We start from the raw sequence: 11,539 nt of genomic DNA, 5'->3' as shown, positions 1-11,539 counted from the left end.
TGCTTACGCCACCAATCCTTCAGCCAACGGTCCCAGAGCAAGAGTCGGGAAGAACGTCAGCGCGGAGATAATGAAGATAACGAACACCAGCAGGAACACGAACAGACGGTTGTCGGTCCTCATCGTTCCCGATGTCTGCGGGACGACATCCTGCTTGGCGAGGGAGCCGGCCAATGCGACGACCAGCACGATCGGCACGAACCTGCCGAGCAGCACGGCCACGCCCAGCGCGGTGTCGAGCCACGGGGTGTCGGCGGTGAGGCCGGCGAACGCGGAACCATTGTTGTTGGCCGCCGAAACGAATGCGTAGACGACCTCCGAGAACCCATGGTTGCCGCTGTTGGCCAACGACGTGTCGAACACGGACTGGCGGGCGAACGGCAGGGCGAAGCTCAACGCCACGCCCACGACGACGGTGACCGGCATGACGAGGAAGTACAGCGACGCCATCTTCATCTCACGCGGGCCGATCTTCTTGCCCAGGTACTCCGGCGTGCGGCCCACCATGAGCCCCGCGATGAACACGGCGACGACCGCCATGACCAGAATGCTGTACAGGCCGGAGCCCACGCCTCCCGGGCTCACCTCGCCGAGCATCATGTTGACCATGTACACCATGCCGCCAAGCGCCGTGTAGGAGTCATGCATGGAGTTGACCGCTCCCGTGGACGTGCCCGTGGACGTCGTGCCGAACAGACCGGACCAGACGATGCCGAAACGATCCTCCTTGCCTTCCATCGAGCCTCCGGTCAGACCGGTGATCGGATCGTTGGAGAACGATTCGGCGGTCACCACGGCCAGGAAGCCGACGGCGAACAGCGTGGTCATGGCGCCAAGCAGGGCATACCCCTGACGCACATTGCCGACCATGCGTCCGAAGGTGCGGGTCAGCGCCACCGGGATGCACAGCATCAGCAGGATCTCGATGAGATTCGTCCACATGTTCGGATTCTCATAGGGATGGGAGGAGTTGGCGTTGAAGAAGCCGCCTCCGTTGGTGCCGAGCTCCTTGATGACCTCCTGCGAGGCGACCGGGCCCTGCATGATCGTCTGGCTTCCGCCGGCGACAGTATGCACGTCGACGAAGCCCGCGAAGTTCTGCGCCACGCCAAGGGCCATGAGAATGATGGCCATGACGATGGAGATCGGCAGGAGGATGCGCATCGTGCAGCGGGTCAGGTCGACCCAGAAATTGCCGATGGTGTCGGACCGACGACGCGCGAAGCCTCGAACCAGGGCGATGGCCACGGCGATGCCCACGGCCGCCGAGACGAAGTTCTGCACGGCGAGCCCCGCGAACTGGACCGTGTAGCCGAGCGTCACGTCCGGCGAGTACGACTGCCAGTTCGTATTCGTCACGAACGATGCGGCCGTGTTGAACGCCAGAGGGCCCTCGACGTTCGGGAAGCCCAGGGAGAACGGCAGCCAATGCTGCACCCTCTGCAGCAGGTAAAGCACCAGCACGCTCATCAGGGAGAAGCCGAGCACGCCGCGCAGGTAGGCCTTCCAGGTCTGCTCCTTGTCGGAGGCGACGCCGATGATCCGGTAGATCCAGCGCTCGAAGAACAGATCATCCTTCGAAGTGAAGACCCCGTACATGTAGTCGCCCAGCGGTTTGTACATCACCGCCAGAATGCTGGCAATCAGCGCGAATGCCAGAACAGCATACAGATAAACCATATCGAAACCTTGATCCTTGACGTTTTAGGACCCCGAACCCGTATCAGAACTTCTCGGGACGGCACAGGGAGTACGTCATGTAGACGACACCGACGATTCCCAGAATCACACCCACCGTGGTGAAAATGGCCATCATAGCTTGTCCACCCACTTTCCGCACAGGTCAAGCACGACGAATATGACGATCGCGCCGGCGACGTAGGCGACATCAACCCACCAAGGCATGTCCTCTCCTTCAATCAAACGAAAACCGGTCGGCGCAGCACATGTTTCCCGTGCTTCATCGCGCCGACCGGCCATTACGCATTCCATGCTAGGGAGCATGACGAGGACGGAATCGCATCCTAACGGTTTACATACGGCTTTGCCCGGGAATCGCGACAATCCGCTAACACGCCCTTAACGCGCAAAGGGGTCCGCACCGAGAAACCGGTGCGGACCCCAAAAGGAAACCGTGGCTTGTCAGATCGGCGTGTCAGATCCTAGGCTTGCCGCCGATGTCGGTGTGTCCCTTGCCGATGTCGTTGCCGTGCTTGAACGATGCGGCGCCGAACCGGTGGTGGTCGCCGGAGAAGCTCTTCTTGGACTCGGGGTGTCCCTCGGTCTTCTTCGGAGTCTTTCCGGTCTTTTCACCGGCGGCCGGATCGGCCTGGCTCTCCGGATGGGTCTCATCGTAGCCCTGTTCGTAACGGGTGCGACGCCAGTTGTGGATCGACGCGTTCGTGCCACGATGGTGGACGTGATACTTGCGCGGGGTGCCGCCGAGCGGCAGCTCCTTCACTTCCTTGGCCACGGCGATCTGGTTGACGTTGGACGGGTCCATCACGGCGATGGGCGCGACCGGTTCGGTGTCCACCGGGGCGGCGGTGCGCTTCTGCATGTGCTCGGGCAGCCATTCGGCCAGACGGGACAGCAGCCAGCAGGCGAAGAAGTAGACGATGCCGGCCACGACCAGCGTCTGCAGGATGTTGAAGTACATGGATCCGAGTCGGCGCGATTCCTGCAGCAGGTCGGTGTACATGATGATCGAGCCGAGGGCCGTGTCCTTGAGCACGACGACCAGCTGGGTGACGGCTGCGGGCAGCATGGCGGTCACGGCCTGCGGCACCTCGATCTGCATGAGCGATTCGGTGCGGGTCAGACCCAGTGCGAGCGCCGCCTCACGCTGTCCGCCGGGCAGGTTGCCTACGCCGGATCGGACGAGCTCGGCCACGACGGATCCGTTGTAGAGCACCAAGGCCAGCACGACCGCCCAGTAGGAGGGGGCGGCCATGCCTGCGAAGGCGAACCAGCGCCAGAAGAAGATCATGAGCAGCAGCACGGGCACGGCGCGGCAGAACTCGACCACCACGGAGGAGACCAGTCGGATGATCACGTTCGGCAGCAGTCGGCCGATGCCGAACAGCAGGCCGAAGGCCACGGATCCGACGACGGCGAGCACGGACGCCTTGATGGTCATCCACAGGCCGGGCAGGTAGAAGTCGGTCCACGCCTCCTTTTCGAGCGCGGGCTTCCACAGCTCCCAGCTGAGCTGGTTCTCGCCGTCCGGCGGATTGTGCAGACGCATGAGGATCAGCAGGAGGATCACGGCGAAGCACAGACCTGCCGCCCAGTTGATGATCGTGATGCGGCGACGGCCCTTGGGACCGGGCTGGTCGAACAGTACGGATGATGAGGTGTTGTTCATGTGGTCACCTTCTCACTGCGAGCTTGTTGGACAGGAACGTGGTGAGCATGCCGATCGGGATGATCAGAATCACGTAGCCGAACGCGAAGATCAGGAAGATCGAGACGATCACGTCGGGATGGTATTCGATCATCTCGCTCATCAGCGAGGAGGTTTCGGTGGCCACGGAGGCGGCGGCCGCAACGGTGGAGTTCTTCAGCAGTGCGATGAACGTGTTGCCAAGTGGGGCGACCGATCCGCGGAACGCCTGCGGCAGGATGATCTGCGTGGCGGACTGCATGAAGCTCAGTCCCAGCGCTCGCGCCGCCTCGGCCTGGCCGATCGGCACGGTGTTGATGCCCGAACGCAGGGATTCGCATACGAACGCCGCCGTGTACAGGCTCAGTCCGGTCACGGCGAGCCAGAAGAAGTTCGTGGCGAACGTGTCGGAGAAGGTGAGCTTGAGCTGCGCGTAGGCGCCGAGCACCATGAACACCATGATGATGGTCAATGGCATGTTCTTGAAGAACTCGACGTAGCCGCCTGCGACGGCGCGCATGGAGCCGATCGGCGAGATGCGCATCATGACGAGGATCACGCCGAGGATGAGCGAGAAGAGCGCGGACCAGAGCGTCAGCTCGATGTTGACGAGGAACGCGGCGGGAATGTTGTATTCGCTGAACAGGCTGATGAAGCTTTGCATGTCACTCCCCCTCCGTGGGCTTCGGCGGGTTGTATTCGGCGTTCGGCTTGTATCCGGTGCCCTTGGTGTTTTCCGCGACGGCACGCTGCCAGGAGCCGTCCTCGATCATGGATTCGATCGCGGCGTTGATCTTCTTGGCGAACGCCTTGTCGCCCTTCTTGATGCCCACGCCGTAGTATTCCTGGGTGAACGGCTTGCCGACCACCCTGAGCTTGCCGCGGGATGCCGAGGCGAGGCCGGCGAGGATGATGTCGTCGGTGGTCACCGCGTCCACGATGCCGGAGAACAGTGCGGTGGCGCATTCGGCGTAGCCGGGCTGCTCCATGAGCTGCACCTCGTTGGCGAACTTCTCCTTGACGGTGGTGGCGGACGTCGAACCGGTCACCGAGCACAGGCGCTTGCCGTTGAGGTCCTCGGGACCCTTGATGGAGGTGTCGTCCTTGCGGACGAGCAGATCCTGTCCGGCGACGAAGTACGGGCCGGCGAACGAGACGGCGTTCTTGCGCGCGTCCGTGATCGAATACGTGGCGAGGATCATGTCCACGTCGCCGTTCTGCAGCATGGCTTCACGCTGCTTGGACGGGGCTTCCTTCCACACGATCTCGTCTTCGGAGTATCCAAGCTGACGGGCCACGTACTTGGCTACGTCAACGTCGAATCCCACATAGGTGCCGGACTTCTTGAAGCCGAGTCCGGGCTGGTCGAACTTGATGCCGATGCGGATCTTGCCCGCCTCGGCGTCCGACCCGCAGGCGGCGAGGGACACCAGGCACGCCAGCGCGCACAGGCACGCCAGCGCCTTTCGTCCCAGCCGTCGCAGGCTGAAAGTCATTGCATTCATGGTTTTCTCTTCACTCGTTTCCTCCGCCATGGTCACGCACGGCGGTCTGTCATCGATACGGTGCGTGGATCTCAGTGCGTGAGGATCTTCGACAGGAAGTCCTTGGCGCGGTCGGTCTTCGGATGGTCGAAGAACTCGTCCGGCGACGCCTCTTCGAGGATCTCGCCGTCGGCCATGAACACGATGCGGTCGGCGGCGCGGCGGGCGAAGCCCATCTCGTGGGTGATGCAGATCATCGTCATGCCCTCATGGGCCAGTTCGATCATCACGTCGAGCACCTCGTTGACCATCTCCGGGTCGAGGGCGGAGGTCGGCTCGTCGAACAGCATGACCTTGGGCTGCATGGCCAGGGCGCGGGCGATGGCGACGCGCTGCTGCTGGCCGCCGGACAGCTGGGAGGGCATCTTGTTGGCCTGTGAGTCCACGCCGACGCGGGCCAGCAGGTCCATGGCCAGATCCTCGGCCTCCTTCTTGTCCATGTGACGAACGCGCATGGGGGCCAGGGTCACGTTTTCGAGGATGGTCTTGTTGGCGAACAGGTTGAACGACTGGAACACCATGCCCACTTCGGCACGCAGGTTGGCCAGCTCCTTGCCTTCCTGCGGCAGCGGCTTGCCGTCGATGCGGATGTCGCCCGAATCGATGGTCTCCAGTCGGTTGATGGTACGGCACATGGTCGATTTGCCGGAGCCGGAGGGGCCGACGACGACCAGTACCTCGCCCTTGGTGACTTTCAGATTGATGTCCTTGAGGACATGGAGATCGCCGAAGTGCTTTTCGACGTGGGTGAGTTCCACAAGCGGGCGCTCGGCACCCTTGGTGTTGTTCAGAATCTTCTCTTCAGACATACGGGGCAGTATAGCCTATGCCCTTTTCAATCGATTGACCCGGCTCGATGGGTGGAATCGGAAGACCGGCTCTGCCGGCCTTCCGCAATGCATGGCGCTATGCCTGCCGGGGGCGGGGCTTACCGAGTCCGTCCACGATGCGCGCGCCGGGAACGGACTCGAAGATCGCGCCGTTCACCACGAGTTTGGAAGGACGGATGCCGGATCCGAGATAGAGCTCGGGAATGTCGAGGACGCGACGGTCCACGAGCAGCGGCCAGTCGGACGGCAGCCCGATCGGTGACATGCCGCCGGATTCCATGCCGGTGGCCTCCACGGCGGCGGCGATGGGAGCGAACGACACCTTGCTGACCTCGAGCGTGTGCTTGACCAGTCCGTTGAGATCGGCGCGGGTGTCGGCCGTGACGAATGCGGCGGCGAACTGCGGCGGCGCCTTGCGGGTCTTGTGCGTGTGAACCACCACGACATTGCCGGTGGTCTCGAAGGGGATCCCGTATTTCGGGCACCACAGGTCGGTGTCGGACTCCTCGTCGGTGTTCTCGGTGACGCCGATGACCAGGCTCTCGTCCACACCCGAGGCGATCAGGGTATTCAACGCATCGAACACCGGCTTCGCCAGCAGACGTCCATCACGCCAGTCCAGTATCTCCAAAGCCATGCGTTCCCCCATTCCCGGCTTTCCAATTCGCTACTGGCACCGAATATAACGAAAGCGCCACCGGCACATGCCGATGGCGCTATTCGCATTCTCTATGAACGGTTATCGGAACCGTTATCGACTGCGATCAGTCCTCGTCTTCCTCGGGATCGTAATCGACACCGGTTTCGGCGCGCTGCTCGTCCGAGATCGGAGCCGGGGCGCCGGTCAGCGGATCACGGCCGCCACCGGCCTTCGGGAAGGCGATGACGTCGCGGATGGAGTCGGCGCCGGCGAGGATCGACACGGTGCGATCCCAACCGAGGGCGATGCCGGCGTGCGGCGGGGCACCGAACTTGAAGGCGTCGAGCAGGAAGCCGAACTTCTCCTTGGCCTCCTCGGGCTCGATGCCGAGGACGTTGAGGACGCGGTCCTGGATGTCGTCGCGGTGGATACGCACGGAACCGCCGCCCATCTCCTCGCCGTTGCAGACGATGTCATAGGAGTCGGACATGGCGTGCTCGGGATCCTGATCGAACTTGTCGATCCAGTCAGTGGACGGCATGGTGAAGGGGTGGTGCATGGAGGTCCACTTGGAGTGGCCGACCGCCACATCGTCGTCGTCGGGATCGTCGGTGGGCTTGAACAGCGGGAAGTCGACGACCCAGGTGAAGGCGAACTTCTTCGGATCGAGCAGACCCTGACGACGGGCGATCTCGACGCGCACGGCGCCGAGCAGCAGCTGGGAGGACTCGCGGGAGCCGGCGGCGAAGAACACGGCGTCACCGGGCTGGGCGCCGACGGCCTCGCGCAGGCCTTCGCGCTCAGCGTCGGAGAGGTTCTTGGCGACGGGGCCCTTGAGGGTGCCGTCGGCGGTGAACTGCACGTAGGCGAGGCCCTTGGCACCGCGCTGGCGTGCCCAGTCCTGCCAGGCGTCGAACTTGCGGCGCGGCAGATCGGCGGCGCCCTGGTAGACGACGGCGCCCACGTAGGGGGCCTGGAACACGCGGAACGGCGTGTTCTTGAAGTAGTCGGTCAGTTCGACGATCTGGTTGCCGAAACGCAGATCGGGCTTGTCGGAGCCGTACTTGTCCATGGCGTCCTGCCAGGAGATGCGGGCGATCGGCAGCTGGATGTCGTATCCGGCGGACTTCCAGATGGCGGCGATGACCTTCTCGGCCATGGCCATGACGTCTTCCTGATCGACGAAGGCCATCTCCATGTCGAGCTGGGTGAACTCGGGCTGGCGGTCGGCGCGGAAGTCCTCGTCGCGATAGCAGCGGGCGAGCTGGTAGTAGCGCTCCACGCCGGAGACCATGAGCAGCTGCTTGAGCAGCTGCGGAGACTGCGGCAGCGCGTACCAGGAGCCGGGCACCAGACGGGCCGGCACGACGAAGTCGCGAGCGCCTTCCGGGGTGGACTTGATGAACGTCGGGGTCTCGACCTCGGTGAAGTCCATCTCCTCGAGCGCGTGGCGCGCGGCCTTGGCCATGTCGGAGCGCAGCTTGAGGTTGTGCTGCATGGAGGGACGACGCAGATCGAGATAACGGTACTTGAGACGCACGTCCTCACCGGGCAGCTTGTTCTCGGACTCGTTCTCGAGCGCCGTGGACACCTGGAAAGGCAGTGCATCGGACTTGGCGAGCACCTTGAGGTCCTCGACGACGACCTCGATCTTGCCGGTGGCGAGATGATCGTTCTCGTTGCCTTCCGGACGCAGGCGCACCTCGCCGGTGATCTGCACGACGAACTCGCTGCGCAGCGGGCGGGCCACCTCCTCGTCGTAGATCACGACCTGCACCAGGCCGGTGTTGTCTCGCAGGTCGATGAAGGCGACGCCACCGTGGTCGCGGCGACGATCGACCCAGCCCGCGAGGGTGACCTTCTGGCCCACCAGGGCTTCGGTCACTTCGGTCGCATGATGTGTTCTGTAAGCCGTCTGGCTCATCTTCCGTCCTTTGTTGTCGGTTCCCCGTGATGAACAGTCACGCGGAAATTGTTCGGATCAAATGCGGATCAGTCCCCGTATTCGACGGTCTGCCGGGAGTACACAGTATCCGGCTGCCACGACGTGCGGTCGGCCGCCTCCTGGTCTCCGGTGACGATGTTCTTCACCTCGTCGCCGGCGCCTTCCTGACCGGGGAACCACACGTACGGGATGCCCAGCTTGTCGGCGTACTTGATCTGCTTGCCGAGCTTGGCCGCGGTGGGGGCCACGTCGGTGGCGATGCCACGGGAGCGCAGGGCCTCCGCGATGCGGTTGGCCTCGCCACGCTCGTCCTCGTTCCACACGGCCACGAGCACGGCGGCCGGCGACTGTCGGTTCGCGTGGGCGCCGGCGGTGTGCAGCATGTAGGAGACCAGTCGGGACAGGCCGATGGACAGGCCCACGCCGGGGTACTTCTTCTTGCCCTGGGTGGCGAGGTTGTCGTACCGTCCACCGGAGCAGATCGAACCGAGGGACGCGGCGCCGTCGAGGAAGGTCTCGTACACGGATCCGGTGTAGTAGTCGAGTCCGCGGGCGATCTTCAGATCGGCCACCACGGAGCCCGGGCGGATGCGGGCGGCCTCATCCACGATCATGGCGAGCGTGGAGAGTCCCTCCGCGGCCAGGGCGTATGCGTCGGAGGATTCCTCGATGCCGTGCTTGGCGCACAGCGCGCGGAATTCGCGTTCCAGCTCCTCGCCGGTGGACGCGCTCAGCTCGGCCAGCTCGAGGCATGCCTTCGCCTGGGCCTCGGTAGCGCCGCACTCGGAGATCAGCAGCTTGGACACCTCATCGGCGCCGATCTTGTCGAGCTTGTCGATCTCGCGAAGCACGCCCTCGATGTCGTCGAGTCCGAGACCGCGGTAGAAGCCCTCGGAGAGCTTGCGGTTGTTGGCGTGCACGGTGGCCTTGGGCAGGCCGAACGCGCGCAGCGCCTCGAGTGCGGACACCATGACGAGCGGAAGCTCCACCTCGTAGTGGGAGGGGAGGTCCCCGTTGCCCACCACGTCGATGTCGGCCTGGATGAATTCGCGGAAACGGCCCTCCTGGGGACGCTCGCCGCGCCAGACCTTCTGGATCTGCCAGCGCTTGAACGGGAACGCCACATCGCCGGAATGCTCGACCACATACCGGCTCAGCGGCACGGTGAGGTCGAAGTGCAGGCCGAGTCGGTCCTCAACCGGCGTGTCGTTTTCCTGTCCCACTTCCTGAAGTCGGCTCAGCAGGTAGATCTCCTTGCTGGTCTCGCCTTTCTTCAGGAGGCTGGAGCCCTGTTCCACGGCTCGTGTCTCGATGCCGAGGAATCCATTGAGTTCGAAAATCCTGCGGAGCGTGTCGATAGCCTGCTGCTCGACGACCCGTTCTTCGGGAAGCCACTCCGGGAAACCTGATAATGATGCGCCTTTTGCCACGAGTCCATATAATAGGTCTAGTTGTGGAAAAATCGTGGTATTCGGTTCTTCCCAATCTCTCTCACGCAAGAACACAAGGAGCTGGTCATGTCGGACGAGACTGCAACCACACCCGAGAACGTATCCGCCAACGCCCCGAAGGCCTCCGCGTCTTCGAAGGCGGCGCCGAAGCCGGCGGCCCCCAAACCGCACGCCCCCTCCCCCGCGGCCTTCGCGAAGAAGACCCCGAAGGTGGCTCCGGTCAAGAGCTCGTACTCCGACGAGGAGCTTGCCAAGGCCGAGGCGTTCGGGCGTGTCGCCGACGATGGCACCGTGTATGTGAAGGACGGTGACGGCGAACGCGAGGTCGGCCAGTTCACCGATTCCGGCAACGGCACGGATGCGGCGCTGCGCCTGTACGCCACCCGCTACCTTGACCTCAAGGCGAAGCTCGACTTCCTGGCCACCCGTCTGAAGTCGCAGAGCGTCAAGCCGCATGACATCGACGATTCCCTCAAGCTGCTCAAGCAGGAGATCACGAACCCGCCGGTGGTGGGCGATCTCGCCGCGCTGAACGCCCAGTTCGAGGAGCTGGCCGCCGCCGGCGCCGCCAAGAAGGAGGAGCTGGCCGCCGCGCGCAAGGCCGCCGTGGCCAAGGCTATCGAAGAGCGCACCGCCATCGTGGAGAAGGCCGAGGCACTGGCCGCCTCTCTTGGCGACAACACGAACTGGCGCTCCACCGCGGACAAGTTCCGCGCCCTGTTCGACGAGTGGCAGGCGCACCAGCGCACCAGCGTGCGCATCGACAAGGCCCAGGCCGACGTGCTGTGGAAGCGCTTCTCCTCCGCCCGCACCGTGTTCAACCAGTCCCGCCGCAAGTGGGCGCAGAACCGTGACGCCGAGCGCGCCCGCGCCAAGAGCATCAAGGAATCCATCATTGAAGAGGCCGACGGCATCAAGGATTCCACCGATTGGGGCGAGACCTCCCGCAAGTTCAACGAGCTGATGGATCGTTGGAAGAAGGCCGGCCGCGCCGGACGCAACGACGACGACGCACTGTGGGCCCGTTTCCGCGAGGCCGCGGACACCTTCTTCAACGCTCGCCAGGCCGATCGCGACCAGATCGACTCCAGCGAGAAGGAGAATCTCGCCGCCAAGGAGGCTCTGCTGGTCCGCGCCGAGGCCCTGCTTCCCGTGAAGGACGTGAAGGCCGCCAAGGAGGCCCGTCAGGCCCTGAGCAAGATCCAGGACGAGTGGGATCAGATCGGCTATGTGCCGCGTGGCGACGTTCACCGCATCGAAAGCCGTCTCGACGCCGTGGAGAAGCAGATCAAGGCCGTCGAGGATGCCGAATGGACGCAGTCCGATCCGGAGACCGATGCCCGCAAGTCCAGCTTCGAGGAGCAGCTGACCGCCCAGCTCGCGGAGCTGAGCGAGAAGATCGCCAACGAGTCCGATCCGAAGAAGAAGGCCGCACTTGAGGCCGAGAAGGCCACCAAGGAGCAGTGGCTCAACGCGGTGAAGTAGTCTTCTTCGTCTTCATAGACGCGAAAAGACGTCAGGGGTCTTTCCCATATATTCCGGTCGGAATCGTTGGGGAAGACCCCTTCTCATACCCATATGGGTGTAACGCGTGCCCACATGACGTCTATGCCCACATGACGTTAATGAGTCCTCCTGCCGCGGTCCACCAGACGGATGGGATTCGGCACTGCTCATACGAAAACGGGTGGGGAGAATGCGCCATGCATTCTCCCCACCCGTTCGTTTATTCGACTTACATATG

Annotated in this window: 9 protein-coding genes; 1 reads left to right on the top strand and 8 read right to left on the bottom strand. The window is 63.5% G+C overall.

Annotated features, from left to right (window positions below; translation table 11 throughout):
- Positions 1–3 precede the first annotated feature (3 nt).
- The 8 genes from kdpA to hisS all read right to left on the bottom strand — a co-directional run bounded on the left by kdpA (position 4) and on the right by hisS (position 9,774).
- The gene (kdpA, locus tag Tam10B_RS11655) at positions 4–1,680 is read right to left on the bottom strand and encodes a potassium-transporting ATPase subunit KdpA (RefSeq protein WP_093961399.1); all 1,677 of its coding nucleotides are present in this window, start codon (positions 1,678–1,680) and stop codon (positions 4–6) included.
- A gap of 475 nt (positions 1,681–2,155) precedes the next feature.
- Positions 2,156–3,367: an amino acid ABC transporter permease gene (locus Tam10B_RS11650; protein WP_093961398.1), complete on the bottom strand. Its 1,212-nt coding sequence runs from the start codon at positions 3,365–3,367 to the stop codon at positions 2,156–2,158.
- Between the two features lie 4 nt (positions 3,368–3,371).
- Positions 3,372–4,049, bottom strand: a complete 678-nt coding sequence (locus tag Tam10B_RS11645) for an amino acid ABC transporter permease (RefSeq protein ID WP_093961397.1) — start codon at positions 4,047–4,049, stop codon at positions 3,372–3,374.
- Position 4,050: 1 nt separating this feature from the next.
- A complete protein-coding gene (locus tag Tam10B_RS11640) occupies positions 4,051–4,881 on the bottom strand; it encodes a glutamate ABC transporter substrate-binding protein (protein ID WP_093961396.1) in 831 nt (276 codons plus the stop codon).
- 80 nt (positions 4,882–4,961) lie between these two features.
- A complete protein-coding gene (locus tag Tam10B_RS11635) occupies positions 4,962–5,738 on the bottom strand; it encodes an amino acid ABC transporter ATP-binding protein (protein ID WP_093961395.1) in 777 nt (258 codons plus the stop codon).
- 97 nt (positions 5,739–5,835) lie between these two features.
- Entirely contained in the window at positions 5,836–6,396 is a 561-nt protein-coding gene (locus Tam10B_RS11630) for a YbaK/EbsC family protein (RefSeq protein ID WP_198947600.1), read from the bottom strand.
- A gap of 127 nt (positions 6,397–6,523) precedes the next feature.
- Positions 6,524–8,323 (bottom strand): aspartate--tRNA ligase, encoded by a 1,800-nt coding sequence (aspS, locus tag Tam10B_RS11625; RefSeq protein WP_093961394.1) that lies wholly within the window; start codon positions 8,321–8,323, stop codon positions 6,524–6,526.
- Between the two features lie 68 nt (positions 8,324–8,391).
- The gene (gene hisS, locus Tam10B_RS11620; RefSeq protein ID WP_093961393.1) at positions 8,392–9,774 is read right to left on the bottom strand and encodes a histidine--tRNA ligase; all 1,383 of its coding nucleotides are present in this window, start codon (positions 9,772–9,774) and stop codon (positions 8,392–8,394) included.
- A gap of 87 nt (positions 9,775–9,861) precedes the next feature.
- On the opposite strand from hisS, the gene Tam10B_RS11615 reads away from it, so the two are divergent.
- Entirely contained in the window at positions 9,862–11,280 is a 1,419-nt protein-coding gene (locus tag Tam10B_RS11615) for a DUF349 domain-containing protein (protein WP_093961392.1), read from the top strand.
- Positions 11,281–11,539 lie beyond the last annotated feature (259 nt).

The sequence above is a fragment of the Bifidobacterium vansinderenii genome (genome assembly GCF_002234915.1).
GTDB classification, from domain to species: domain Bacteria; phylum Actinomycetota; class Actinomycetes; order Actinomycetales; family Bifidobacteriaceae; genus Galliscardovia; species Galliscardovia vansinderenii.
Note: the sequence above shows the minus strand (reverse complement) of the source record. Positions and strands in the feature narration are given on the sequence as shown.

Excerpts from the sequence above, each read along its gene's own strand:
- Tam10B_RS11645 (WP_093961397.1), bottom strand. The coding sequence starts at position 4,049 with ATGCAAAGCTTCATCAGCCTGTTCAGCGAATACAACATTCCCGCCGCG.
- Tam10B_RS11650 (WP_093961398.1), bottom strand. The coding sequence starts at position 3,367 with ATGAACAACACCTCATCATCCGTACTGTTCGACCAGCCCGGTCCCAAG.
- Tam10B_RS11640 (WP_093961396.1), bottom strand. The coding sequence starts at position 4,881 with ATGACTTTCAGCCTGCGACGGCTGGGACGAAAGGCGCTGGCGTGCCTG.
- Tam10B_RS11635 (WP_093961395.1), bottom strand. The coding sequence starts at position 5,738 with ATGTCTGAAGAGAAGATTCTGAACAACACCAAGGGTGCCGAGCGCCCG.
- aspS (WP_093961394.1), bottom strand. The coding sequence starts at position 8,323 with ATGAGCCAGACGGCTTACAGAACACATCATGCGACCGAAGTGACCGAA.
- kdpA (WP_093961399.1), bottom strand. The coding sequence starts at position 1,680 with ATGGTTTATCTGTATGCTGTTCTGGCATTCGCGCTGATTGCCAGCATT.
- Tam10B_RS11630 (WP_198947600.1), bottom strand. The coding sequence starts at position 6,396 with ATGGCTTTGGAGATACTGGACTGGCGTGATGGACGTCTGCTGGCGAAG.
- Tam10B_RS11615 (WP_093961392.1), top strand. The coding sequence starts at position 9,862 with ATGTCGGACGAGACTGCAACCACACCCGAGAACGTATCCGCCAACGCC.